Origin of the sequence: Rhizobium sp. BK661 (assembly GCF_024808825.1) — a bacterium.
Classification (GTDB): domain Bacteria; phylum Pseudomonadota; class Alphaproteobacteria; order Rhizobiales; family Rhizobiaceae; genus Rhizobium.
Map to the genome: position 1 here is coordinate 19,326 of NZ_JANTYT010000017.1, position 24,474 is coordinate 43,799.

Annotated in this window: 21 protein-coding genes and 1 pseudogene; 13 read left to right on the plus strand and 9 right to left on the minus strand. The window is 60.1% G+C overall.

What is annotated here, in order from left to right; translation table 11 throughout:
* Positions 1 to 90 precede the first annotated feature (90 nt).
* From FHX16_RS24535 to FHX16_RS24555, 5 genes and pseudogenes are all read right to left on the minus strand, one after another.
* Positions 91 to 703: pseudogene (locus tag FHX16_RS24535) on the minus strand (STAS domain-containing protein); the annotation flags it as partial.
* Between the two features lie 7 nt (positions 704 to 710).
* Positions 711 to 1,808, minus strand: a complete 1,098-nt coding sequence (locus FHX16_RS24540; protein ID WP_183757577.1) for an alcohol dehydrogenase family protein — start codon at positions 1,806 to 1,808, stop codon at positions 711 to 713.
* 9 nt (positions 1,809 to 1,817) lie between these two features.
* Positions 1,818 to 3,197 (minus strand): aspartate aminotransferase family protein, encoded by a 1,380-nt coding sequence (locus FHX16_RS24545; protein ID WP_259130869.1) that lies wholly within the window; start codon positions 3,195 to 3,197, stop codon positions 1,818 to 1,820.
* Between the two features lie 46 nt (positions 3,198 to 3,243).
* On the minus strand, positions 3,244 to 4,740 hold the full coding sequence (locus tag FHX16_RS24550; protein ID WP_183863836.1) for an NAD-dependent succinate-semialdehyde dehydrogenase: 1,497 nt from the start codon (positions 4,738 to 4,740) through the stop codon (positions 3,244 to 3,246).
* A gap of 120 nt (positions 4,741 to 4,860) precedes the next feature.
* Positions 4,861 to 5,358, minus strand: a complete 498-nt coding sequence (locus FHX16_RS24555; protein ID WP_183863837.1) for an Lrp/AsnC family transcriptional regulator — start codon at positions 5,356 to 5,358, stop codon at positions 4,861 to 4,863.
* 100 nt (positions 5,359 to 5,458) lie between these two features.
* Between FHX16_RS24555 and FHX16_RS24560 the strand changes: the two genes are divergently transcribed.
* The 10 genes from FHX16_RS24560 (at position 5,459) to doeB (ending at position 15,019) form a co-directional block, all read left to right on the plus strand.
* Positions 5,459 to 6,844, plus strand: a complete 1,386-nt coding sequence (locus tag FHX16_RS24560; protein ID WP_259130872.1) for a PLP-dependent aminotransferase family protein — start codon at positions 5,459 to 5,461, stop codon at positions 6,842 to 6,844.
* Positions 6,845 to 6,965: 121 nt separating this feature from the next.
* A complete protein-coding gene (ehuA, locus tag FHX16_RS24565; RefSeq protein WP_183757572.1) occupies positions 6,966 to 7,751 on the plus strand; it encodes an ectoine/hydroxyectoine ABC transporter ATP-binding protein EhuA in 786 nt (261 codons plus the stop codon).
* Between the two features lie 45 nt (positions 7,752 to 7,796).
* Positions 7,797 to 8,636 carry an ectoine/hydroxyectoine ABC transporter substrate-binding protein EhuB gene (ehuB, locus tag FHX16_RS24570; protein ID WP_183757571.1) on the plus strand — a complete coding sequence of 280 codons (840 nt, stop codon included), beginning with the start codon at positions 7,797 to 7,799 and terminating at the stop codon, positions 8,634 to 8,636.
* 66 nt (positions 8,637 to 8,702) lie between these two features.
* A complete protein-coding gene (ehuC, locus tag FHX16_RS24575; RefSeq protein ID WP_183757570.1) occupies positions 8,703 to 9,362 on the plus strand; it encodes an ectoine/hydroxyectoine ABC transporter permease subunit EhuC in 660 nt (219 codons plus the stop codon).
* Positions 9,363 to 9,364: 2 nt separating this feature from the next.
* Complete coding sequence (ehuD, locus tag FHX16_RS24580) at positions 9,365 to 10,024, plus strand: ectoine/hydroxyectoine ABC transporter permease subunit EhuD (RefSeq protein ID WP_183757569.1); 660 nt, start codon at positions 9,365 to 9,367, stop codon at positions 10,022 to 10,024.
* Between the two features lies 1 nt (position 10,025).
* Positions 10,026 to 10,805, plus strand: a complete 780-nt coding sequence (gene eutA / locus FHX16_RS24585; RefSeq protein ID WP_183757568.1) for an ectoine utilization protein EutA — start codon at positions 10,026 to 10,028, stop codon at positions 10,803 to 10,805.
* A 4-nt stretch (positions 10,806 to 10,809) separates the two neighbouring features.
* Complete coding sequence (gene eutB / locus FHX16_RS24590; RefSeq protein ID WP_183757567.1) at positions 10,810 to 11,811, plus strand: hydroxyectoine utilization dehydratase EutB; 1,002 nt, start codon at positions 10,810 to 10,812, stop codon at positions 11,809 to 11,811.
* Complete coding sequence (gene eutC, locus FHX16_RS24595; RefSeq protein ID WP_259130877.1) at positions 11,808 to 12,800, plus strand: ectoine utilization protein EutC; 993 nt, start codon at positions 11,808 to 11,810, stop codon at positions 12,798 to 12,800. The genes eutB and eutC overlap by 4 nt, the downstream gene beginning before the upstream one ends.
* A gap of 32 nt (positions 12,801 to 12,832) precedes the next feature.
* Positions 12,833 to 14,014, plus strand: coding sequence for an ectoine hydrolase DoeA (doeA, locus tag FHX16_RS24600; protein ID WP_183757565.1), 1,182 nt, complete (start codon positions 12,833 to 12,835; stop codon positions 14,012 to 14,014).
* Between the two features lie 6 nt (positions 14,015 to 14,020).
* On the plus strand, positions 14,021 to 15,019 hold the full coding sequence (doeB, locus tag FHX16_RS24605) for a N(2)-acetyl-L-2,4-diaminobutanoate deacetylase DoeB (RefSeq protein ID WP_259130878.1): 999 nt from the start codon (positions 14,021 to 14,023) through the stop codon (positions 15,017 to 15,019).
* A 283-nt stretch (positions 15,020 to 15,302) separates the two neighbouring features.
* On the opposite strand, the gene FHX16_RS24610 is transcribed toward doeB, so the two are convergent.
* The 3 genes from FHX16_RS24610 to FHX16_RS24620 all read right to left on the minus strand — a co-directional run bounded on the left by FHX16_RS24610 (position 15,303) and on the right by FHX16_RS24620 (position 17,191).
* A complete protein-coding gene (locus tag FHX16_RS24610; RefSeq protein WP_259130879.1) occupies positions 15,303 to 16,136 on the minus strand; it encodes a cyclopropane-fatty-acyl-phospholipid synthase family protein in 834 nt (277 codons plus the stop codon).
* 91 nt (positions 16,137 to 16,227) lie between these two features.
* Complete coding sequence (locus FHX16_RS24615) at positions 16,228 to 16,383, minus strand: hypothetical protein (RefSeq protein WP_183757562.1); 156 nt, start codon at positions 16,381 to 16,383, stop codon at positions 16,228 to 16,230.
* Positions 16,384 to 16,504: 121 nt separating this feature from the next.
* Complete coding sequence (locus tag FHX16_RS24620) at positions 16,505 to 17,191, minus strand: dihydrofolate reductase family protein (protein WP_259130880.1); 687 nt, start codon at positions 17,189 to 17,191, stop codon at positions 16,505 to 16,507.
* Between the two features lie 263 nt (positions 17,192 to 17,454).
* Here FHX16_RS24620 and FHX16_RS24625 point away from each other — a divergent pair, with 263 nt between their 5' ends.
* Genes FHX16_RS24625 through FHX16_RS24635 form a run of 3 tightly spaced genes read left to right on the plus strand, consistent with a single transcriptional unit; the run spans position 17,455 to position 22,965 of the window.
* Positions 17,455 to 19,944: a hypothetical protein gene (locus tag FHX16_RS24625; protein WP_259130881.1), complete on the plus strand. Its 2,490-nt coding sequence runs from the start codon at positions 17,455 to 17,457 to the stop codon at positions 19,942 to 19,944.
* Between the two features lie 10 nt (positions 19,945 to 19,954).
* Positions 19,955 to 21,790 (plus strand): GMC family oxidoreductase, encoded by a 1,836-nt coding sequence (locus FHX16_RS24630; protein ID WP_183757559.1) that lies wholly within the window; start codon positions 19,955 to 19,957, stop codon positions 21,788 to 21,790.
* Positions 21,787 to 22,965, plus strand: a complete 1,179-nt coding sequence (locus FHX16_RS24635) for a catalase family protein (protein ID WP_183757558.1) — start codon at positions 21,787 to 21,789, stop codon at positions 22,963 to 22,965. Before FHX16_RS24630 ends, FHX16_RS24635 begins: the two co-directional genes overlap by 4 nt.
* A 38-nt stretch (positions 22,966 to 23,003) precedes the next feature.
* On the opposite strand, the gene FHX16_RS24640 is transcribed toward FHX16_RS24635, so the two are convergent.
* Positions 23,004 to 24,473 carry a Dyp-type peroxidase gene (locus tag FHX16_RS24640; RefSeq protein WP_183863843.1) on the minus strand — a complete coding sequence of 490 codons (1,470 nt, stop codon included), beginning with the start codon at positions 24,471 to 24,473 and terminating at the stop codon, positions 23,004 to 23,006.
* Between the last annotated feature and the right edge of the window lies 1 nt (position 24,474).

The following is a 24,474-nucleotide window of genomic DNA, read 5'->3' on the forward strand; positions in this document are numbered from 1 at the left end:
GTCCGATCGAGGCGCGCGGGAGAAAGCCGGTCGATCTGGTGCCGCCAGGCGATCGAGTTTTCCGCCCGTCGCCCGGATCTGGTTGACGACTTATGCTTCCTGCAGGACCACTCGAACCATTGAGGTCGTTGATCAGCGTTGCACTTCCTTCATTCATGCCCAGGACTTTGGCGGCAATCGAATGAGACTTGACCCGGTCGACGACCTTGTCGAGAGCAGCGACAGCGGTAACGTCCCAGAAGTGAGCGTGTGAGACGTCAATCAGAACGGCCATGCCTTCTGCCTCCTCAATATCGAAAGCGTCCACGAATATGGCTGCCGAGGCGAAGAATACTTGGCCCGAGACCCGGTGGTCAAACGACACCAGCCACATTCCTCTAGACTTCGACATCAAGTAGTCGGGCCACCTTGAGCGTGAAGAACACACCGCTGAGGAGGACGCCACCGTCACGCCCAGAGCCAGATTCGAACGGAGCACGGTAACGAGCACGGTCGCGACCATGACGACGCTCGAAAGTTTCGGGTGAACCAGTAACGTCCTCAATGAAGACCAGTCAAACGTGTCGATAGAGACCATCACCATGATGGCCACGAGCGCCGCAACAGCAACCTGGGAAACCCATGGTTTGAGCAGGACCATCAAGACGAGCAGCAAGGCTCCCGCAAACAATGTCGGGCGGCGCAGATGCCCGCCCCGCTGAACGAGTGGATCATGACGGCCCTACGGTCTTCGTGTCGTTCCGGTCAGGGACAACGACCAATTTGCCCACAAAGTTCTTCGCCATGAAGTCGCGCTGAGCCCGATGGAATTCCGACAGTGGATAGGTGCCGGCGACAATAGGCCGGATCTTCTTGTCCTCGATATAGCCTACCAGCCGCCGGAAATCGGCGCGACTTCCCTGGCTCGAGCCATGCAGTTCGAGTTGCTTGAGATACATGGTGCGCAGGTCGAGTTGAACGACAGGCCCTGCAATGGCACCCGCGGTGCTGTATCGTCCCTCGGGCTTCAGAAGCTTGAGGAGGTCATTGAAGATAGAGCCGCCAACCAGGTCCGCGACAACATCGATAGGCTTGCCTCCTGCTGCACTCTGAACGTCGGCAACCAGGTCACCGCCGCGCGTGACGACTGCCTCGGCGCCGACATCGAGCAGGGCCTGTTCCTTGCCCGCTGCGGTCAATGCAATCGGGATTGCACCGCGGGCGCGCGCAAGCTGGATGATGGCTGAGCCAACACCACCGGATGCACCTGTCACGAGGACCCGCTCTCCAGCTGCCAGCCGCGCCCGCTCCAGCATGCGTTCGCCTGTCAGATAGGCACAGCAGAATGTGGCAAGCTCGATGTCGCTGAGATCCGTCGCAATCAGATGGGCGTTTTCGGCAGGCAGCACCATGTACTCGGCATAGCCGCCATCTCTGCCATGTCCGATGTAGTCGATATCGGCAAGGCTGTCGTCTTCCCGGTTATAGATCGAGAAATCGACCATTACCCGTTCGCCGATGCGTGCTGCAGCGACACCTTTACCTGTGGCAACGATGTGGCCAACCGTGTCGGTGCCCTGGATGCGCGGGAAACTCAACGTGTTGCCTTGCCGCCGCCAGGTGGAGACAGCCGCGGGATCGTCTTCGGTCCCGTAGGCTCCCTGGCGGACCCAGACGTCGGTATTGTTCATTCCGCAGGCCGACACCTTGATCAGAACTTCCCCGGCAGAGGGCTGCGGAACGGCCACATCGGTGCGATAGACGAGCTTGTCCAGGTCGCCATGACCCACAAGCTGAACCGCCGCCATGGTTTTAGGCAGGATTGTCATCGGAGGTCCTCAGAGCGTTTTGAACGTGGTTTCGATTGCTTCAGCCGCAGCCCTGACGACGATGTCTGCTTCCTCGCGGGTCAGGCAGAGCGGTGGCGCGAAGCCAAGAATGTCTCCCTGCGGCATGGCGCGGCCAATCACCCCGCGTGCTAGAAGTGCTGCTGCGATTTGCGGTCCGATCTTTCGGGAAGCGTCGAAGAACCTTCGATCGTCCCTGTCTTCCACGAATTCCACCGCCGCCATCAGCCCGTCGCCCCGAACCTCGCCGACGTGTCTGTGCGAGCCGACAGCCTTTGCAAGCTCCTCGCGGAAGTAGGCACCCGTTGCACCGGCGTTCTTCACGAGGTCCATCTCGTCGATGAGCTCGAGATTGGCGATCCCGGCCGCAGCACAGATCGGATGCGCTGAATAGGTCCATCCATGTCCGATCGCGCCCATCTGATCCGACCCCTGCACCAACACGTGCCACATCTTGTCGGACACGATTGTGCCCGACAGTGGAGCGTAGGCCGACGTCAAGCCCTTCGCGATGGTGATGAGGTCGGGCCTCATATCGTAGTGGTCCGACCCGAACATGGTGCCAAGACGACCAAAACCTGTGACGACCTCGTCGGCGACAAGAAGGATGTCGTATTTGTCGAGCACCTGCTGGATCTTCTGCCAGTATCCCGACGGCGGCGGCACGATGCCGCCCGTGCCCAGGATTGGTTCCGCGATAAAGGCGGCTATGGTGTCGGGTCCTTCCGTCAGGATCATCTCTTCGAGCTTGTCTGCGCAGTATTGCGAAAACTGCTGCTCGTCCATCGAGCGATCCGGACGGCGGAAATAATAGGGTGCTTCGGTGTGAAGGATCGGTGCACGCGGCAGGTCAAAGGACTTGTGAAACAGCTCCAAACCCGTCAGCGAGCCTGTCATGACGCCGGAGCCGTGATAACCGCGCCAGCGTGAAATGATCTTCTTCTTCTCCGGCCGGCCGAGGATGTTGTTGTAGTACCAGATCAGCTTGATGTTGGTTTCGTTGGCATCCGAGCCGGACAAGCCGAAATAGACGCGACTCATGTTCTTGGGAGCGCGATCGATGATCATCTTCGACAGCGTGATCGAGGCTTCGGTCCCGTGGCCGACATAGGCGTGATAATAGGCAAGATCGCTTGCCTGGCTGGCAATGGCGTCGGCGATTTTCTGGCGCCCATAGCCGACGTTGACGCAATAGAGACCGGCAAAGGCGTCCAGGCTCGTGCGCCCGTTGGCGTCGGTAATATAGGCGCCTTCGCCCGATGTGATCACGCGCGTCGGTGTTTCGCCGCGGGCATGCATGCCCATATGCGTGGAGGGATGGAAGAAGTGGTCGCGATCCCAGGCGTTGAGCTCGTTGTTTCTGTTCAGCATGGCAGTGTCCTCGATGTCGGTCGTCAGAGATTTTTTACCGGCGCCATCAGGCGGCGGTGTCGATGCAGAGATATTTGAGTTCGGTGAAGGCCTCGACGCCGTGGCGCGATCCTTCGCGGCCAAGGCCGGACTGTTTCCAGCCGCCGAACGGGATCGGCCCGCCCGTGATCTTTACGCGATTGATCGCGACCATGCCGTATTCGAGCGCGCGGCCGAGGCGCATCTGTCTGGCGCCATTGGCGGTGACAACGTAAGCGACGAGGCCGTACTCGGTATGGTTGGCCCGAGCGACCACCTCTTCCTCGGTATCGAACACGGTGATACCGGCGACGGGTCCGAAGGTCTCTTCACGCATTATCAGGGCATCGTCCGACACATTGGTCAGGAGCGTCGGTTCGAAGAACAGCCTGCCGGTCGTGTGCCGCTTGCCGCCGGTCACGAGCTTGGCGCCACGCTTCAGGGCGTCCGCCACGTGTTGCTCGACCTTCGCAATGGCTCGCTCATGCATGAGAGGACCAACTTCTGCGCCGGCGGACAGACCGTCGCCGACTTTCAGCTCGCTGATGCGTCGCGCAAAGGCCGCCTCGAAACGGGAGGCGATGGAACGGTGGACGAAGACACGGTTGGCCGCGAGGCAATCCTGGCCTGATGTTGCAAATTTCGCATCCACGGCGATCTTCGCGGCCTGCTCGATCTCGGCGTCCTCGAAGATTATAAGAGGTGCGTGACCGCCAAGTTCCATGACCAGCCTTTTCATCGTCGGCGCGCATTTTGCGGCAATCAGCCGGCCGATTTCGGTCGATCCGGTGAAGCTGATTGCGCGCACCCGGTCGTCGGCGCACATGCGGCCGACAATGGTGGCTGCCTCGCCGGTGATGACATTGAAAACGCCCTTCGGAATGCCCGCGCGCTCGCCAAGCTCCGCAAGGGCGAGGGCGGAGAGGGGCGTTTCGGAGGAGGGGTGCGCGACGACGGTGCATCCGGCGGCAAGCGCTGCGGCCGCCTTTCGGGTGACCATTGCTGATGGAAAATTCCAGGGTGTCACAATGCCCACGACGCCGAGCGCTTCCCTTCGCACGATCATCTCGGCACCGGGCAGGTGGCTGGTCACCGATTCCACATTCAGCCGCTTTCCCTCCTCAGCGTACCATTCGATGAAGGATCCGGCATAGTCGATTTCGCCAAGGGATTCGGAAAGAGGCTTGCCCTGCTCCAGGGTCATGATGAGTGCGAGGTCATCTTTCGCTGCGAGCATCAGCTCATACCAGGTCCGCAGAATGCGTCCGCGTTCCTGGGGCAGCAAGGCACGCCAGGCCGGCATGGCCCGCGTGGCGGCATCTATGGCGAGTGAGGTCTCCTCGGCGCCAAGGCTCGCCACCCATGCAACTGTCATCCCGGTAGCCGGATCCGTCACCTCGAAGCTCCGACCATCGATGCCAGCAGACCATCGGCCACCAACATAGGCGAGATCGCGCAGCAGATGCTTGTCCTTGATCCGGGAAAGCGCAGTGTGGAATTCTGGGCGGGCAAACACCGCGGTCATGACCTGTCTCCTCGTTGCCGATGCCCGGAGTCTTTCACGAGAAGAAGCGAGATTTTGTCCTTTGACGGGTGTTCAAAGAGAGAGACTGTCTATGACCAGGCCGCTGACGGCATGATCTGTCTATGTCCCGTCTCTGGAGTCTCCTGGATGAACGAGGGTTACAATGGGCAAAACCGCCTCGTCCTTGACGGTTTTGGTGACGATATAGGTGAAATAGCGTTCGATCCCGACTTCCCGGTCCAGGAGACCGTCGATCAGGCGCTGGTAGGCGTCGATATCGGGCGCCACAATCTTCAGGAAATAGTCGATCCCGCCGCCGACCGACCAGCAGCCAACGATTTCCGGGATACCGGCGATAACGCGTTCGAAACGCTCGAAATCGCTTTGGCGGTGATTGCTAAGCGTTACCTCCACCATGACGCTTGCCACGGGTGCAATCCGGCGAAGCGCGATGCGTGCGTGGTAGCCGGTGACGATCCCCGCCTTCTCGAGCTTGCGCAACCGCATCCAGCAAGGTGTCGGCGAAAGTCCTGCCTTTTCAGCGAGTGCAAGCTTGGTGATGCGCCCATCACGCTGGATTGCATCGAGAATACGCAGGTCGACGGCGTCCAGTTTCATGTTGTCCCATGCCGCTTAAATCATTCCAAAGGTGAGGAAAAGACAATGGGTGTGCATTTTGCCATTGTCAATTGAACTGATTTTTATCACTGTCTAAATCATGACAAACTGGCGCCCCGACCCGTCCCAGCTTCGAAGGCCGGCTTATCTTTCGCTTGCAGAGCAGATTGCCAGCGCCATTACGGACGGCAAACTGGTCGACGGCGCGCGGCTTCCCCCTCATCGGAAGATGGCCGACGACCTGAAGCTCTCGGTTCAAACCGTCAGCCGTGCCTATGACGAACTGATCCGGCGCGGACTGCTTTCCGGAGAGATCGGTCGGGGGAGCTTCGTGCAGACGCGACCACGCGAGCCAGAGCCTCCCTATCTGCCGGAACGCCTCGGAGAGGTGATCGATCTCTCGATCCTTAAGCCGGTTTGCGAACAGATCCATCTCGAAAAGATGCGCCAGGCCTTCGGCTGGCTGTCCGAAAACCTGCCATCGAGCTCGGCCCTTTCGTTCCGTCCGAACATGATCTTTCCGCGCCACCGTGTCGTCGCCGCCGAATGGCTTGCCCGATGCGGGCTTGAGGTATCGCCCCTGAACATCAGCCTGACGAACGGCGCCACGTCAGGCATGACCGTTGCCCTGATGAGCGTCGCGCCTCCGGGATCGACGATCGCAACCGAAGCGATCAGTCACCACACACTGGTGCCACTCTCAAGCTATCTCGGCCTTCATCTCGAAGGTCTTGCGATCGATGAAGAGGGCATGATTCCCGATGCTCTTGACGAGGAATGCCGCAAGGGGCCGATCCGTGCCGTGTTTCTGCAGCCTTCGGTGATCAATCCGATGGCGGCGCTGATGAGCGAAACGCGCCGCCGGAAGCTCGCAGAAGTCGCTGCCCGGCATGACATTGCCATCATAGAAAATGACATTCTCGGTCCGATGGTGGAAGATCGAGCGCCCCCCATTGCGGCCTTTGCACCGGAGCGGACGCTCTATGTCACGAGCTTCACAAAGATAACAGTGCCGGGACTGCGGATCGGATACCTCGCAGCTCCGGATCGTTACGTGGCTGCCGTTGCGAATCGTCATCTCGTCTCGAACTGGATGGCGACGCCGGCGATTGCCGAGATCGCAACGCGCTGGGTCAGCGACGGAACCGCACTCGACCTGGTCAACTGGCAGCGTCAGGCACTTAAGAGCCGGCACAGAATCGCTTCGGAGATGCTGTCGGGCCTGTCCTATCGCGACCATCCGCAGAGCCTTCACGTCTGGCTGCCACTTATCGGCGGCCACGTGGAGGAAACCTTCGTTTCCCAGGCGCGCCTCCACGGCGTTGCGATTGCACCCGGCACTTCATTCCGCACAGCCGAACAGGGATGGACGCCGGCCGTGCGCATTTCCCTCGGGTCGACCAACGAAAGCGAACTGCGAACGGGGCTTGGCATCGTCGCGTCCCTTGCACAAGGAAGTCCTGAGGCCCTGCTGCTCGCAATTTGAGTTATTTGCCCTCCGAATGGGCGATTGCAGAATAATTGTCATGATATTATTTTGCGAATTGACATGATTTGGAACCATCTCCATCGTTAGCGCATTGCTGTCTCAACAGGGAGAGACATGAATGCCGACCCCGATCATTCGCATCGACAACATCGTCAAGAGATACGGTCCGCTGACCGTGCTCGACGGATTATCGATGGAGGTCATGCCGGGGGAGAAATTGGCCCTGATCGGTCCTTCAGGATCGGGAAAAACAACCATCCTGCGTATCCTGATGACACTGGAATCGATCAGCGGCGGTCATATCGAGGTTGACGGCGAACAGCTTTATCACATGCCGCGCGGCAAGGATCTGGTGGCGGCCGACGAACGCCACCTACACAAGATGCGTGAACGTATCGGCATGGTCTTTCAGCACTTCAACCTGTTTCCCCACAAATGCGTCCTCGACAACGTGACGCTCGCTCCAATGCTGACCAAGGGGATCAAGCGGACAGACGCGGAGCGTCGCGCCATGGAACTCCTCGAGATGGTCGGAATGGCTGACAAGGCCAGAAGCGTTCCTGCCCAATTGTCCGGCGGCCAGAAGCAACGCGTTGCGATTGCGCGTGCGCTCGCCCTCTCTCCGAAGATCATGCTGTTCGACGAAATCACCTCGGCACTCGACCCCGAGCTTGTGGAGGAGGTTTTGAACGTCATGAGGCGCCTTGCGTCGGAAACCGACATGACGATGCTGCTCGTCACCCACGAGATGGGCTTTGCGCACGACTTTGCCGATCGGGTCCTGTTCTTCGACCGAGGCAGGATCGTCGAGGAGGGTAAGCCCAACGACATCTTCCGAAATCCCACGCAGGAGCGCACGCAAAGCTTCCTGCGAAAGATCATAGCGGCCGGACACCGCATCTGACCGCCATGCGAAGGTCGACAATTCAAGAAACCAGGAGCAGGGAACATGAGAAAAACAATTATCCTAGGTGCCGTTGCGCTCTCCACGGCGTTTGGTGCAGCCATAATACCGGCCCACGCGGCCGACCTTGAGGCGCTCAAGGAACAGGGCTTTGCCCGCATCGCCATCGCCAACGAGCCGCCATTCACGGCGGTCGGCGCAGACGGCAAGGTTTCGGGTGCTGCACCCGATGTCGCGCGGGTTATCTTCGAGCGTCTCGGTGTCAAGGACGTCGTCGCCTCCATCTCGGAATATGGCGCGATGATCCCGGGCCTGCAGGCTGGCCGCCACGATGTCATCACCGCGGGTCTCTTCATGAAACCCGAGCGCTGTGCCGCAGTTGCCTATTCCGAACCGATGCTATGCGACGCGGAGGCGTTCGCGGTGAAGAAAGGCAATCCGCTTAAGCTTTCGAGCTTCAAGGACATTGCCAGCAATCCGGATGCGAAGATCGGCGCGCCAGGTGGTGGCACCGAAGAAAAGCTGGCGCTCGAAGCAGGTGTTCCGCGCGATCGCGTCATCGTCGTGCCGGACGGCCAGAGCGGCATCAAGATGTTGCAGGACGGTCGAATCGATGCCTACTCGCTGCCGGTATTGTCGATCCATGATCTGATCGCCAAGGCCAATGACGCGAACCTCGAAACGGTTGCCCCTGTTGTCGGCGCTCCCGTCTATTGTGACGGAGCCGCGTTCCGCAAGCAGGATGTCGCCTTACGCGATGCCTACGATGTCGAGCTCAAGAAGCTGAAGGAATCCGGCGAGTTCGCCAAGATCATCGAACCCTATGGCTTCTCGGCTGCGGCCGCAATGTCGACGACCCGCGATAAGCTCTGCGCAGCAAAGTAAGTTCGGTCGCACCGGCTCCGCATTGCGGAGCCGGTTTCGAAGGACAGCAACAAGGAATGCGACTTGATGTCGGTATGGTCCGGCTACCTCTCATTGATACTTCAAGGCGCTGTGGTGACGGTCGAACTCACCTTCATGGGATCAGCGCTGGCCCTGGTCGTGGCGTTCATCGCGGGACTGGCGCGACTGTCACGGTTTTTTGCCGTACGGGCGCTAGCCACGGCCTACATCGAATTTTTCCGTGGAACGTCGATCTTCGTGCAGCTTTTCTGGGTGTACTTCGTCCTGCCCTTTGCCGGCGTCACACTGACGCCACTGCAGGCGGGCGTCCTGGCGCTTGGGCTCAATGTCGGGGCATATGGTGCCGAAGTCGTTCGCGGTGCAGTCAAGGCAATCGGACGCGAGCAGACAGAGGCCTGCATCGCGCTCAACCTCTCCCGTTTCCAGCGCATGCGCTACATCATCCTGCCGCAGGCACTGCCATTGATGCTACCGACATTTTGTAACAATGCCATCGAGCTTCTCAAGGGAACTGCTGTCGTTTCGCTGATTTCGCTGACCGACATGACCTTCCAGGCGCAGGTCGTACGGGCCCAGACCGGCAGCACGCTGATCCCGTTTGCAACCATTCTGGTTCTCTACTTCCTCATGGCGCTCGCGATCTCAGCAGTCATGCGGTGGCTCGAACACCGCATGACGCGCGGTCTTGATGGCGTGAGGGCCTAGCAATGGAATGGGATTGGGACTTTGTCTGGCAGATCATGCCGACCCTCCTCGAAGGCTTCAGGATCACAATTCTTGCGACGGTGCTCGGCGCAATCGTGGCGGGGGTCCTCGGCCTTGCAATCGCGCTTGCTCGCCGGTCCAAGATCACGGCTCTGTCGCGCGGTGTGGGCTTCTTCTCGGAATTCATTCGGGGCACACCGCTGCTCGTGCAGCTCTATTTCATCTTCTATGTTCTTCCGGACATAGGGATCCGCCTTGCGCCGCTGGTTGCCGGCGTGATCGGCATTGGGCTGCACTATGCCACCTATACTGCGGAAGTTTATCGCGCCGGTATCGAGAATGTGCCGCGGGGACAGTGGGAAGCTGCCAAGGCGGCCAATCTCACCGAACGCCAGACCTGGATCCATGTGATCCTGCCGCAGGCAATCCCTCCGATGATCCCGGCGCTCGCCAACTATTTCATAGCAATGTTCAAGGAAACGCCGTTGCTGTCGGCCATTACCGTCCTCGAGTTGATGAACCAAGCAAAGAGTATTGCCAATAGCAACTACCGCTATATCGAACCGATGACACTCGTCGGCGTCTTCTTCCTCGTGATCAGCCTCATTTCCGTGATCGGCTTGCGCTGGCTCGAGGAACGCTATGCCCGGATGGACGACTGATATGACGACGAACAACGACATCACCATGGCAACCCGCCGTCCGCGTCTCGACGATCGGCCGCTTGCAAAGCGGATCGGGCTCATCATCCTGGCAACCGACCATACCACGGAAGTCGACTTCCAGCGCATGGTCGCCAGTGATCGCATTGGCATTTACGTGAGCCGTATCCACTATGCCAATCCGACGACGCCAGAAAATCTCCTGAAGATGCAGCCGGCCCTGACGGCAGGTGCTGGCCTTATCCTGCCTGGAGAGCCGCTCGACGCCATCATGTATTCCTGTACGTCCGCGTCCGTGGTGATCGGTGACGGCGAGATCGAAAAGGCGATCAATGCCGCAAAGCCCGACGTTCCGGTCGTGACGCCGACGGCAGCCTCGGTGCGTGCGTTGAAGGCATTCGGTGCTCGAAGGATCTCGATCCTGACGCCCTACGTCGCCGAGACAGCCGTTCCCATGGCGGAGTATTTCACAGGCCTCGGCTTCGAGATCGACAGGTTTACGTGCCTCGGTTTCTCCGACGACAGGGAAATGGCACGCATTGCACCGGACGAGATTGAAGCGTTCGCTGTTGAAGCGATGGCGCCGGGGTCTGATGCCCTGTTCATTTCCTGCACGGCCCTTCGCGCCGCCGGGGTCGCCGGCAGCATTGAGAAGAAAGTCGGAAAGCCGGTAGTCAGCAGTAATCTTGCAACGGCATGGGCGTGCCTCAGTCTGTGCGGCGACAAGAGGGCCGATCGAGGCTTCGCCAGTCTGATGACGCTTCCGGTTCCGGGAAACTGATGCCATGCCCGCTGCGTCCACGGTCAGTTTTCAGGATATCATGCGCGCATCGGAACGTATCGCTCCGCACGTGCGCAACACGCCGCTCGTCTCATCGAATGCCTTGAGCAAGATCACCGGCTGCCCTGTGAAGTTGAAGCTCGAGCACCACCAGACGACCGGTAGCTTCAAGCTCAGGGGGGCAACCAACGCCGTCCTGTCGCTGACCGCAGAGGAACGAGCGCGTGGGATCGTTGCCGCGTCGACGGGAAATCACGGGCGAGCCCTTGCCCATGCCGCCAGAGCAGCAGGAACTGCCACGACCATATGCATGTCGCGGCTCGTACCGGAAAACAAGATCACGGAGATCCGCCGCCTCGGCGCGACGATATGCATCGTCGGTAACTCGCAGGACGACGCCCAATGTGAGGTCGACCGACTGGTCGCCGAAGAGGGGCTCGTCGGGATCCCTCCGTTCGACGACGAGCGCGTGATCGCCGGTCAAGCCTCGCTCGGCCTGGAAATTTTCAAGGACTGCCCGGATGTGGACACCGTTCTCGTGCCGCTGTCGGGTGGCGGCCTTGCATCGGGAGTGGCTGCTGCGTTGAAGACCATCAATTCGGCGATCCGTCTTGTCGGAATTTCGATGGAGCACGGCGCTGCCATGAAGGCAAGCATCGATGCCGGCAGGCCCGTCGAGGTTATCGAGGAAGAGAGCTTTGCGGACTCGCTTGGCGGCGGCATAGGCCTTACGAACCGGCTGACCTTTGCCATGTGCCGCGATCTGCTCGACGATGTCGTTCTGCTGTCCGAGAGCGAAATCGCAAAGGGCATGCTTCACGCCTACGATGCTGAGCGCGAGATAGTGGAGGGCGCCGGCGCTGTCGGGATCGCCGCTCTCCTGGCGGGCAAGATCACTCCATCCGGGCCGATCGTCGTCATTCTCTCTGGCAGGAACGTTGACATGGACCTGCATCGCCGCGTGATCAACGGTGCAACGGCTCTTTCGGGGAGGTGCGCCGCATGAGCTCGATGGTGATTCTTAGCGAAGCTGATCTCAGAAAGATCATCGGTCTGGACCTGGAGGCCGTCGGTTGCGTCGAGGACGCGTTCAGGGCGCTTGCCACGAAGGCCGTGTCGATGCCACCGATCCTGAGGCTCGATATTCCCGAGCATCGGGGCGAGGTCGATGTGAAGACGGCTTATGTCCCTGGTGTCGACGGCTTCGCGATCAAGATCAGCCCGGGATTTTTTGACAATCCAAAGATCGGCCTGGCGAGCACGAACGGAATGATGGTGTTGCTTTCGAGCCGGACGGGGCTCGTACAAGCTCTGCTGCTCGATAATGGGTATCTGACGGATGTGAGAACGGCTGCTGCGGGCGCAGTGGCGGCGCGACATCTGTCGCGCGAGGATTCAACGGTCGCGGCCATCTTTGGTGCCGGCATGCAGGCAAAACTGCAGCTCGAGGCGCTGACGCTCGTCCGCCCCATCACCAATGCGCGCATCTGGGCGCGCGATCACGAAAAGGCACAGGCGGTTGCGGCCGAGTGTTCGGCAAAGCTCGGAATTGGGGTCGAGGCGATCGTCGATGCGAGGACCGCGGTTCGCGGCGCCGACATTATCGTGACGACCACTCCTGCGGAACGGCCGATCATCCAGTCTGAATGGCTAGAGCGGGGCCAGCATCTGACGGCCATGGGGTCGGATGCCGAACATAAGAACGAAGTCGAACCTGCGGCGATTGCGATGGCGTCACCCTATGTTGCCGACAGCCTGAAGCAGACCCGTCGGCTTGGAGAGTTGCATCACGCAATCTCGATCGGTCTGGTCGGCGAGTATGCCGAATTCCCGGAGCTCGGACAGATTATTGCCGGTCGGGTGGCCGGTCGGACCGACGCTTCAGGCATCACCATTGCAGACCTGACCGGGACCGGGATCCAGGATACCGCCATCGCCACGCTCGCCTTTTCGCGGGCTGCAGCCGCCCGGGCCGGCATGACATTCGAAAGCTGATCCGGTGCTGCACCGGACAAGGAGGGACGAGCATGAGTGAACCGAATCTTAAATTTTCGCGCGACGAATACAGCCTTCGGCTGGAAAAGACCCGCAAGGCAATGGAAGCAAAGGGCGTCGAGCTGCTGATTGTCAGCGACCCCTCGAACATGGCCTGGCTGACGGGTTACGACGGGTGGTCCTTTTACGTCCATCAGGCCGTGATTGTTCCGCCGTCAGGCGAGCCAATCTGGTTCGGCCGCGGACAAGATGCCAACGGCGCCAAGCTGACCGCCTATCTCAGCCATGAGAACATCATCGGTTATCCTGACCACTACGTGCAATCGACCGAGCGACATCCGATGGATTACCTCTCGGGCATCCTCGCTGATCGTGGCTTCGCAAAGCTTTCGATCGGCGTCGAGATGGATAACTACTGGTTCTCGGCAGCTGCATTTGCCTCATTGCAAAAGCATCTCCCAAACGCCCGCTTTGTGGATGCCACGGCACTCGTCAACTGGCAGCGAGCGGTCAAGAGCCCGACCGAGATCAAGTACATGCGCAATGCCGCCCGCATTGTCGAAGCCATGCATGCGCGCATCTTCGACAAGATCGAGGTCGGGATGCGCAAGTGCGATCTGGTCGCCGAGATCTACGATGCCGGCACGCGTGGTGTCGATGGTATTGGCGGGGACTATCCGGCGATCGTGCCGCTGCTGCCCTCAGGCGTCGAAGCCTCGGCCCCGCATCTCACCTGGGACGACCGGCCCATGAAGAGTGGCGAGGGCACCTTCTTCGAGATTGCCGGCTGCTACAATCGCTACCACCTGCCGCTCTCTCGCACGGTCTTCCTCGGCAAGCCAACGCAGGCCTTCATCGACGCCGAGAAGGCAACGCTTGAGGGAATGGAAGCCGGTCTTTCGGTCGCCAGGCCTGGTAACACCTGCGAGGACATTGCCAACGCTTTCTTCGCGGTTCTGAAGAAGTACGGCATTGTCAAGGATAACCGCACTGGTTACCCGATCGGTCTGTCCTATCCGCCGGATTGGGGCGAGCGCACGATGAGCCTTCGTCCCGGCGACCGCACCGAGCTGAAGCCCGGCATGACGTTCCATTTCATGACCGGCCTGTGGCTCGAGGACATGGGTTTCGAGACGACGGAAAGCATCCTGATCACCGATAGTGGTGTGGAGTGCCTCGCCAATGTTCCGCGCAAGTTGATGGTCAAGGATTGATCGGCGATGAGTGAGACGAATTTGCGTCCGTCGTCGATCAGCGCGACGGTCGATTTCAATGCCGCGGGCATCCAGCACGGCTTCCTCAGGCTGCCCTACAGTCGCGATGACTCGGCATGGGGGTCGGTCATGATTCCGATTTCCGTCATAAAGAACGGGGAAGGGCCGACGGTTCTTCTGACGGGCGGCAATCACGGTGATGAATACGAAGGGCCGATTGCGCTCTTCGATCTCGCAAGGACTTTGCAGGCTGAGGTCGTCAGCGGTCGCGTCATAATCGTTCCGGCGATGAACTATCCGGCGTTTGCCGCCGAAACGAGGACATCTCCAATCGACAAGGGCAACATGAACCGCAGCTTTCCGGGCAGACCGGACGGCACGGTTACGCAAAAGATTGCCGATTACTTCCAGCGCACGCTCTTGCCGCTTGCCGACATCGTTCTTGACTTTCACTCCGGCGGGAAGACGCTTGACTTTCTGCCGTTCTGCGCTGCCCACATCCTTCAGGACAAGGATCAGGAGAGGAAGGGCTTCGAATTCGTGGAAGCTTTCGGCGCTCCATACTCGATGAAGATGCTGGAGATCGACGCGGTCGGCATGTACGACACTGCGGCCGAGGAGATGGGCAAGATCTTCGTTACGACCGAGCTCGGGGGTGGCGGTACGGCAACGGCGCTGAGCGCCGCGATCGCCAAGCGCGGCGTCATGAACGTGCTCAAACGGGCGGGCGTCGTGAGCGGCGAAATTGATCATAAACCGACACAATGGCTCGATATGCCGGATAGCGACTGTTTCATTTTCAGCGAGAGCGCGGGCCTTGCCGAGTTCTCCGTTGACCTCGGTGAGCGCGTCAGGAAAGGCGACGTCGTCGTCAAGATTCATCCTGTCGGAAGGACAGGCGAGCCGCCGGTCGGGCTGGTGGCAAAGATCGATGGCATTCTCGCCGCTCGCCATTTTCCAGGCTTGATCAAGCAGGGAGACTGCGCGGCGGTTATCGCGCAGTAGGCCGGAGCCTGATCTCGTGCGAGGCTTGACCGGGCACGGTCGCAATGGCCGCGAACGCCTGATGACAATCTGGCAATGGTACACGACCAGTGCGCCCATGATGACATGCTGGCGGCAGACGCGCCATGCATCGCCGACCGCATGAAGGCCATTGCCTGGCACTGCAAGCCATATGCTGGCGCGGTGCCTCCGGCGCAAATATGAAGCTTTAGCGCATCGGTGGCGGCCGGCGTGCATTTTGTTGCTGTCGTCATTCGCCGGAATTTGCGTTCCTTCCGGAACGTCATAGCGGCTTTTCGGCGACGTAAAGGAAGCGCGACAGGCGCTTGTCCTGGGCGAGCCTTGCAGCTGTCGCCAGCATCAACTGGCGTCGCTCGAAAAACGCGTCGCCTTCTTCGCGGCGGAGAACATCGGCCCGGCGATGTCGAGCGTCATGCCAGCGGGAGCCGATCACTGCGACTGCATCGGCGCGATCGAGCCTGTTGAGGAGGTTTAATCCGGCTGCGGTTATCGCCTCCTCGTTCAGCCCCGGCGGAACGAAGAAAAGGTTTGCCCCCAATGCCGAACGCCCGTCGACATCACCCTTGGAAAGCGCACCGGTAACCACGAACGGGTCGGTAAAGACAAGGCGTCCGGCGCCGCAAAGCAGGCGGGCCCAATCGGAGATCGCCTCAAAACGGTTCGGCAGATGACAGAGCGCGTCGATGCAGAGAATAGCGTCAAAGCTGCTGTCTTCGAACGGCAGCTTGGAGCTGCAATCACATACCGCAAAGGTAACCCGGTCGGCGAGGCCACGCCGCTTGGCAAGCGCGTTGCCGTGCGCGACGCCTTCGGCTTCGAGGTCGAGTCCGACCAGGCTGCAGGTCAAATGCTCGACAAGCGCCAAGGATGGACCGCCGGCACCACATGCAACATCGAGCACACGGCTTTCACCATTAAGGGCCAGGAAATTGCCAATTTCGTGTTGCTCGGCGCTGGACCGCCAACTCTCCTGGCCGATGTCGTCGCCGAAGACCTCCCGGCGTATTTCCGCTGCAAGGTGGCCGTGTGTACGGGAATATTGCGGACCATAGAATCCGCTTCCATCGCTTGTCTGACTGGCGTCCTGTTTGCTCATGGCAGCCCCGAATGCGTCACGACAACATTCAGTGCGGCTAATATACAGCCGGCAGACTGGGTGAGGTCAATCCGGTCGATTGTCGCGTCCCTCAGCGCGGTTCGCGTGTCGCGGTCAGTCCCCTACCGGTTGCTGCACGCACGCCGTAGGATTCCAGTTCTTCCGGTACGGAGGCCTTCACGATATCGCTGACGCTGCTGGCAGCTTTCACGTGGCGCGCGACGCGATGCGGGAACTGGCTTGCCAATGTTGAGGGGATCTCGCTGTCTCTATCATGCCGGACCGACGGGAGCCCGACAATTGTCAGGCTTCCTCTATCAAGGCAACAGGGGCGCTTGCCTGAATTGACCCAATGGCTCGCTGATCGACTAGGTTGCGCCGCTCTGCTTCAGAACCGCATAGCGAAGATGAAGCGCACCGTTCCCGAGGGGAGTGCATTCAATCAGCGACAGCTCGACCTTACCCGCCAGACCTTCCTCGCCAAACTCGATGACCCTGTCGCTTCCCCGCCTTGATTCCAGTGCCGGGGCGACGATCAAGCTCAGTTCATCGACAAGACCCGACGTCATCAGCGAACCGTTGATCCGCGCCCCGCCTTCAAGAACGATGCGGTCAACACCAAGTTCTTCACCGAGCACATCGAGCATTTCGCCCACATCAATATCAGGTCCATCGGAAACGACATAGGAAACACCGTAAGCGGCCAGTTCCGCCAGGTGACTATCCGATACGTCGGAGCCGAGCAGCACGACGACATGGTCGCCGTAGAGTTCGCCGGCGGCAAAATGCAATTTTCCGGAAGGGTCGAGCGCGATTGCGAAGCTTTCTGCATCCGGCCTGGCAAAATGTGTGGGCCGCCTGGCGCTTGCTGGGACGGCTGGGGGATGAGCCGTCGCTTTCGAGATTTCGGCCATCGTTACGCGCCCAACCATCCAGGCGTTTCCGCCGAGTTCCTTCTGAACCTTCTCATAGAGAGACGACCAATCAGCCTTCCTTCCATCGGGGCTCTTCGTCCAGCGGCTTGGATGAAGGCTCCCGTCCGGCGAGGTCAACATGCCCAAAGCACGAGCGAAAGCCAGGAGCGAGTGCCAGTCGAACGAGCGGGACGAGGGCAGTCGCCTGAGGGACCTGGGGCGGTGGCGCACGCTGGCATGGGGGGTTCTTCAAGTGTCGCGATAAATTTTCTTCTACTTCATGGCGAACTTCGTTACATTGGAGAGAAGTCGATGCGAATGCGGACCGGAATGAAGCAGATGAAAGCGCGGGCGCATTAAGGGGGTAGACCCTACACCACGCGCCTGATACCGGGGGGCGTGACGTGAAGTGGCTTTTTCGCATCCTTGTTGGCGTGGGTGTCATCGTTCTCCTGTCGGTCGCGCTCATTTTCTATCCGGTCATCCATGACTGGTGGTATCCGCCGTTTCGCTCCGGCAATGTTGCCGACGAGGCGAAGGCTGCCGGTCGCAATGCGGCTTCGTTCCCAGCTGCGGATGAGGATTATTTTCATGACATGGACCGTGGCGTTGCCCTGACAGGAGACGAGATCAAAGGGCGTAATGCCTGGATCGTCTGGTCCGGTGGCAACGACCGCTTCTGGGATGGCATGACCAAGGCCACCTTCGGAAGCTTCGATCTCCTCAAGATCGTCAGCTCTGATCGCGACACGCGATGGAAGGTTCTTGGCCTCCTGAACGAACCATGTTTCGACAAGGCCACGGCGCCAGATCCGAAATACGGGCTGCGGCTCGATGTGCGCCGATCCGATTGTCCGCCCGATCCGTTCGCCAACGCCGAGAAGTATCCGGGTGTTGCGATCGGCGCGCGCGGAAACAGCGTCCCACTTGGTTCGTTCTATGGAGAGCCGTCCGGCATCGTTGGCCTGCGACTGTTTCCCAATCCCGAATTCGACAAGGCCGCAGCGGAGCGATGGGACGGAAATCGTTATTACAACGACCCCACCTACTATAACGACAAGAACCTCGTGCGTCCGTATCGGGTCGGCATGTCCTGCGGCTTCTGCCATATCGGGCCAAGCCCGGTTCACCCTCCGGCAGATCCAGAACATCCGCAATGGGCGGACCTGAGCTCGACGGTTGGTGCCCAGTACATGTGGGTCGACAGGCTGTTCATCTACTCGGCCGACAAGTCGAACTTCATGTTCCAGCTGGTCCATACCTACCGCCCCGGGGCGATGGATACGTCCCTAGTGTCCACAGACTATATCAACAATCCACGCACCATGAATGCGATCTACAACGTATCAAACCGCCTGGCGCTGGCACAGCAACTCGGGAAGGAAACGATTGCCGGGGGCGAACAGGATAACAAGCAGTTCAAGGACTACCTGCATGAGGGACCCTTGATACAGTCCTTTGTCGCGCCCGACACAGTGTTCACCCCGCGTGTGCTGAAGGATGGATCGGACGCAGTGGGAGCGCTTGGAGCACTCAATCGCGTTTATCTCAACATCGGCCTCTTCAGTGAGGAATGGCTTCTGCACTTCAATGCAGTGGTCGGCGGCAAGCCTATTTCGCCAATCAAGATCGCAGATGCCCAGAAGCAGTCGAGCTACTGGCAGGCCACGGAGATGATGACACCTGCCACTGCGCTCTTCTTCCTGAAGGCAACTCGGCCGGATCTTCTGAAGGATGCCCCCGGGGGCGCTGCCTACCTCAGCAATGACCAAGCTGTCCTCATGCGCGGGAGGTCGGTTTTCGCGACCACGTGTGCCCGCTGCCATTCGAGCAAGATGCCGCCATTGCCCGCGGGTCTCAATCTGGCTCAATGCAATGGTCCAGGCTACATCGACTGCTTTAAGTCCTATTGGGGTTGGACGAAGACTGCGGATTACAAGCAGCAGATGACCCAGATTGTGCTTCAGCCTGACTTCCTCGACGATAATTTCCTGTCGAACGAACTGCGCATCCCGGTGACGCTGCTAAGGACCAACGCCTGCAGCCCGCTGGCGACAAACGCGATTGCCGGCAATATATGGGACAACTTTTCGTCACAGTCCTACAAGCACTTGCCATCGGTCGGGACAATCACCGTACGAGATCCGTTTCAGGGTCAGCGCCGACCCTTTGCAATGCCCGACGGAGGACGCGGTTATACCCGTGTTCCTTCGCTGGTCAGCCTGTGGTCGACCGGTCCGTATCTCCTCAACAATACCGTCGGACCATTCGATGAAAGTCCTTCGGTCGATGCCCGCATGAAGGTTTTCCAGGCTTCGATCGAGCAGATGCTATGGCCTGAAAGACGGGTGAAGGACACTGTGCTTGGAAAGGACGGGGTCTACAGGATCGACCGTACGACCGCACGCAGTCTCATAACTTTGCCGCAGGGTTTCGTGCCGGAGATCCTGCGACCGCTCCAAGGCACTCTCCATCGTTGGCTGCCATGGCTGGTGACGCAAGGCGGAGACATCACCATCGGACCCATTCCCCAGGGCGTGCCTGTCAATCTTATCGCCAATATTCGGCCGTTGGCAGAGACGCACGATCCAGTCCAGGCCGTCGACCATACCGCGCGCCTTGTCGGATTGTTGCACGGGCTCAAAGCCTCGCTTGCCTCGGTGCCTGACAACGCCAGTGACGAGGAACTGCGTCGTCATTTCGCCGAACATGGGCCTGCGATGCTGGCGCTCGACAAGTGTACCGATTTCGAGGTCAACAGGGGCCACTATTTCGGAACAGCGGCCTTCAACGACGTCGACGGGCTCAGTGATGACGAGAAGGCGTTTGGTAGCGAGCCACCGCTCAGCGACGACGACAAGCGCGCCCTCATCGAATTCCTGAAGACCTTTTGATGGGTTTGAGATGGAAGCCGCGAGCAGCATGGGTGGCGAGGAGTTCGACTATATTGTCGTCGGAGCGGGTGCCGGCGGCGGAACGGTTGCCGCGCGCCTTGCGGAGGCCGGATGCCGCGTTCTCGTTCTTGAGGCTGGAGAGGATCCACGCTCTGCCGGAGGCGACAGGCTTGCGGATGAATACGATGTTCCCGCCTTCCATCCGTTCGCCTCTGAGAACCCGGCGATCGCCTGGAATTTTCGGGTCAGACACTCTTCGGATGCAGAAGACGTGCTCTATCCCCGCGCGAGCGCGATTGGCGGATGTACGGCTCACAACGCGATGATCTTCATTCAGCCGCACGACGCGGACTGGGACGGGATTGCAGCCTTGACCGGGGACGAGACCTGGTCGGCAAACGCCATGCAGCGCTACTTCGGGATGATCGAGAATTGCCGTCACCGGCCAATCTGGCGGGCCCTGTCGCAAATCGGAATTGCAAAGACCGGTCACGGCTGGGACGGTTGGCTGCAGACGGAGCGGGCACTGCCCTTGCAGGCTGTGATGGACGGCCTCCTCAGGGTGACCTTGTTCACGTCGGCGGTGGCCGCGATCGCCATCAGCAAGCGACCCCTGGCAGCATTGCGCGCCCTGTTGGGCGGGCGAGCGGATGCTAACGACCGATCCATGGTGAGGCGCGGAACTGAGGGGCTTTTCTATACGCCGCTTTCGACCGCCGGCCACAGGCGGGTCGGAACACGCGAGCGCTTGCTCAAGGTGGCAAGTGATCATCCATCCCGCTTGCGCATTGAAACGAATGCCCTCGTGTCACAGGTTCTGTTCGATGTCGACAATCGGGCTACAGGCGTTTCATTCCTCAAGGGACGTGGACTCTACCGCGCGGGTCCGGTGCCGTGCACTGATGCGGGTGACCATCACGAGGCGCATGCCCGTCTTGGCGTGATCCTTGCCGGCGGAGCGTTCAACACGCCGCAGCTGCTCATGCTGTCTGGCGTCGGTCCGGCCGAGCATCTGAGGGAGCACGGCATTCCCGTGCGCGTCGACCTTCAAGGCGTCGGACGGAACCTGCAGGATCGCTACGAGATCGGCGTCGTCAATCGGATACGGTGGCCGTGGAAGGCCCTCGAGCGAGCGCGCTTCAAGCGCGGCGATCCCTTGTATGGCGAATGGCTCAAAAAGCGTAGCGGCATGTATACCTCCAATGGTGCCGCGATGGCGGTCGTGCGCCGCTCCACTCCGGACAGGAAGCTTCCGGACCTCTTTGCGATGGCACTTCTTGGCGATTTCCGAGGCTATTTTCCCGGCTATTCCGAACTCGTCGCGCGCAGGCACAATGTCCTGACCTGGGCCGTCCTGAAAGCTCACACGGAGAACCGCGCCGGTCTGGTGACACTGCGATCCTCTGATCCCCGCGATACGCCCCTTGTAGACTTCCGCTATTTCGAGGAGGGCAGCGGCAACGCTGCCTCTGACTTGACGGCGGTCGTTGCCGGCATTCGCTTTGCCCGCAGGCTTTCACGCCTGCTGAAGGCATTCGGGCTGGTCGTGGCCGAGGAGACGCCAGGAGAGGAATTGCAGAGCGATGAGCAGCTCATCCAGCATGTGCGCGCCAATGCCTGGGGTCACCACGCGTCCTGCACATGTCCGATTGGAACGAGGGAACAGGGCGGTGTTGTCGATCGACGACTTGGCGTGCACGGCACGAAGGGCCTTTATGTGGCCGATGCATCGGTATTTCCGCGTATTCCTGGCTTCTTCATTGCGAGCGCCGTGTGCATGGTGGGCGAGAAGGCAGCCGAAATGATCCGGGAGGATGCAAGTCACCGGATGGAGGCAAGGCATTGACGTGGAAGCAATTGCACGATGGCCTGGTACGGCTTCTCAACCTCGAACGGAGAATTGATCCTTTCATTCGCCCACCCGTGGACAGGCTGCTGCGTCCACCCATCGCAGGACTGGCCCAGGCCTGGTTGAGGGCTACGCGCGGGCGCGCACCGTCAATGCCGGCGATGGAAAAGACCCTTGCCGGGGAGGACGAATGCGTCGAGAAGATCATAAAGGAAATGTCGGCATATATGTCCACGCACTATCGCCCGGGCGGTTACCAGCGCGCAGGCAACACCAAGACCCACGGTGTCGTTCGCGGTCGCTTCATCGTCCGGCCTGATCTGCCTGATGCGATGCGCCAGGGGGTTTTCAGCGCGCCGCGGGAGTTTCCGGCCTGGGTCCGTTTTGCCGGGCCCGGTCCGGGCCTGCCTCCTGATATTGACGATGTCGGTGTGCTGAGCTTCGGCATCAAGCTGATGGGGGTCGATGGAGCGAAATGTCTTGACGACGAACAATTCACCCAGGACTTTACCGGCATCAGCACGCCAACCTTCACCACCCCGAACGTGGTTGAAAATGCCAAGCTGCAGACGTGGATCAATCGCGGTCTGCCGCTGTTTTATTTTGTCAATCCAGGCGATCCACATCTTCTCGACGCAGTCATGCAGGGACTTTGGGCGAGAACGCAGACGAGCCCTCTCGAGACTGAATACTGGAGCTGTGTTCCGTATCTTCTGGGCGCCGGTCAGGCAATGCGCTACTCGATCCACCCTGTCCGTACCAGCCGGACGCGCGTTCCGAACCTGCCTGGGCGACCGCCTGACAATTACCTTCGCGAGGCCATGGCTGCGACGCTGAATGAGGGGCCGGCCAGTTTTGAATTCCGCATCCAGGTGCAGACGGATCCGTCGTCGATGCCGATCGAGGACGCCTCGATCATCTGGTCGCAAAGCCTTTCGCCGCCAATACCGGCGGCAGCGCTTGTCCTTGAGCGCCAGGTTTTCGACAGTCCCGCCCAGCTTGCTTTTGCCGATCGACTTTCGTTCAACCCCTGGCATGCGCTGGCCGAGCACAGGCCGCTCGGAAACCAGAATCGTGCGCGCAAGCGCATCTACCAGGAACTGTCGACCCTGCGTCAGACGATGAATGCTGTGCCGCATGTCGAACCGACCGGCTCCGAGACATTCATTTGAGTGTGTCTACCTCGGGCAACCGATGCAAATAGGTATTCTCAGGGCAATGCAGCCAGATATTGGAGCGCCCTCAGTCCGGGCAGGAAGAAATAGGCTCCGCCGCGCACGGTGACAAAACTCGGGAGGCTCTCTATCCGGTTCGGCGCGCCGTTGGTTTGGCAGGTGAAACTGTCGGTGCGCGATCCATCCAGCAGAGGCACACGGCTGCCGACAATCGGATCGGACTCGCTGGAAAGCCCACCGAACTTCGAACTCTCCAGCCATGCATTCTGGATGAATTCGAACTGCCGCGCAATATTGGCGTTGAGGCAGACGAAGTAGAGGCCGCCCGACATGTCGCCGGTCTCCTGCGACGGGTCATATTTGCGCCCCCGCCTGAGAATGCGGTGGAAGCGTGCTGATGCTATCACGTCTGTTCGTGGAAGCGGCCTGGGAAGCCCCAGCTGACGAAGCAGGCCGGACAGCCGACTTTGCGTACCGCCGGGGATGTCGGCGTTGCGCGGATTGGCGCGACGAATGTGTGCGCCGAGGGGACAGGTGATCCCATCCGGATCACCATCGAAATCGAAGTCGTTGGATGGTTCATGGACGGTCGAGGCCTTGCTTTCAACGGCGGCAAGGGGCGTACCGGATCTTGCTCGCCCGACCATTTTTTCGGCAAGCTGCTCGGCCGCCTGGCGCGAACCGCCAACGCTTTCCAGGAATTGCCAGAAACCTGTGACGTCCTGTTCCAGCTGCCGGATCACCAGGTAGGACCCGTTTGCGCCCAGGTCACGCCTGTCGTCACCGACAAACGCCCGGAGCACGCCATGTGGATCGGCTTGCTCCGGCACGAACGGCCGGTCGGTCACCAGCCCGTATTCGTTGGTGTATCCCAGCACCATTTCACCCGCGGCGATCCGGTCGCGATAATGATACTCGTCATTCTCCTGCGATCGCGTATCACGGATCCAGTCGATGGAAGGCTGGCTCAATCCGTCGGCAAAGCCGAAAGGTTCGCGCCCATCCATGAGGCCGGTCCGCAGCTCCCGCACCAGGTGAAAGCCTGCAAAAAAGGACGGCGTTTCGACCAGTCGACGCCAATCGACAAGTGCGCCGGCTTCTGCGTAAAGCATCGCCACGACGTCGACGGGGGCGTTCTCCGGACCGCCCCAGGTCCAGCTTTGCGGTGCGCTTGGCCCAAGATCGCCGAGCCTGCGGGTCCGGCTTTCATCACCACTCATTCCCGATTTGAACTCGGCTGGAAACGATGCAAGCGCTTCTTCCGAAAGACCGATGCGGCGAAGGCCACCGGACGTCAACGCGACATGCAGCGCGCTTGGAATTTGTTTTTGGAACGCGGCATTCGTAACCGGCGCGCTGGCAAGCCATGCCTTGGCGGATGCCGGGTCGGCAATCGTCAGGATTAGGAACACCGCCTCGGGGAGCGTGCCGTATCCCGACCGGACGATCCCCTGAACATCTTCGAGTTCGACCTTTCCGGTGGTGACTGGCGAACGGGGTCCCATA

Bases quoted from the DNA above. Each gene is read 5' to 3' on its own strand.
- eutC (WP_259130877.1), top strand. From the start codon at position 11,808: ATGAGCTCGATGGTGATTCTTAGCGAAGCTGATCTCAGAAAGATCATC.
- FHX16_RS24555 (WP_183863837.1), bottom strand. From the start codon at position 5,358: ATGAAACTGGACGCCGTCGACCTGCGTATTCTCGATGCAATCCAGCGT.
- FHX16_RS24630 (WP_183757559.1), top strand. From the start codon at position 19,955: ATGGAAGCCGCGAGCAGCATGGGTGGCGAGGAGTTCGACTATATTGTC.
- ehuC (WP_183757570.1), top strand. From the start codon at position 8,703: ATGTCGGTATGGTCCGGCTACCTCTCATTGATACTTCAAGGCGCTGTG.
- FHX16_RS24540 (WP_183757577.1), bottom strand. From the start codon at position 1,808: ATGACAATCCTGCCTAAAACCATGGCGGCGGTTCAGCTTGTGGGTCAT.
- ehuD (WP_183757569.1), top strand. From the start codon at position 9,365: ATGGAATGGGATTGGGACTTTGTCTGGCAGATCATGCCGACCCTCCTC.
- ehuA (WP_183757572.1), top strand. From the start codon at position 6,966: ATGCCGACCCCGATCATTCGCATCGACAACATCGTCAAGAGATACGGT.
- doeB (WP_259130878.1), top strand. From the start codon at position 14,021: ATGAGTGAGACGAATTTGCGTCCGTCGTCGATCAGCGCGACGGTCGAT.
- eutA (WP_183757568.1), top strand. From the start codon at position 10,026: ATGACGACGAACAACGACATCACCATGGCAACCCGCCGTCCGCGTCTC.
- FHX16_RS24550 (WP_183863836.1), bottom strand. From the start codon at position 4,740: ATGACCGCGGTGTTTGCCCGCCCAGAATTCCACACTGCGCTTTCCCGG.
- FHX16_RS24545 (WP_259130869.1), bottom strand. From the start codon at position 3,197: ATGCTGAACAGAAACAACGAGCTCAACGCCTGGGATCGCGACCACTTC.
- doeA (WP_183757565.1), top strand. From the start codon at position 12,833: ATGAGTGAACCGAATCTTAAATTTTCGCGCGACGAATACAGCCTTCGG.
- FHX16_RS24620 (WP_259130880.1), bottom strand. From the start codon at position 17,191: ATGTTGACCTCGCCGGACGGGAGCCTTCATCCAAGCCGCTGGACGAAG.
- FHX16_RS24640 (WP_183863843.1), bottom strand. From the start codon at position 24,473: ATGGGACCCCGTTCGCCAGTCACCACCGGAAAGGTCGAACTCGAAGAT.
- FHX16_RS24560 (WP_259130872.1), top strand. From the start codon at position 5,459: ATGACAAACTGGCGCCCCGACCCGTCCCAGCTTCGAAGGCCGGCTTAT.
- ehuB (WP_183757571.1), top strand. From the start codon at position 7,797: ATGAGAAAAACAATTATCCTAGGTGCCGTTGCGCTCTCCACGGCGTTT.
- FHX16_RS24610 (WP_259130879.1), bottom strand. From the start codon at position 16,136: ATGAGCAAACAGGACGCCAGTCAGACAAGCGATGGAAGCGGATTCTAT.
- eutB (WP_183757567.1), top strand. From the start codon at position 10,810: ATGCCCGCTGCGTCCACGGTCAGTTTTCAGGATATCATGCGCGCATCG.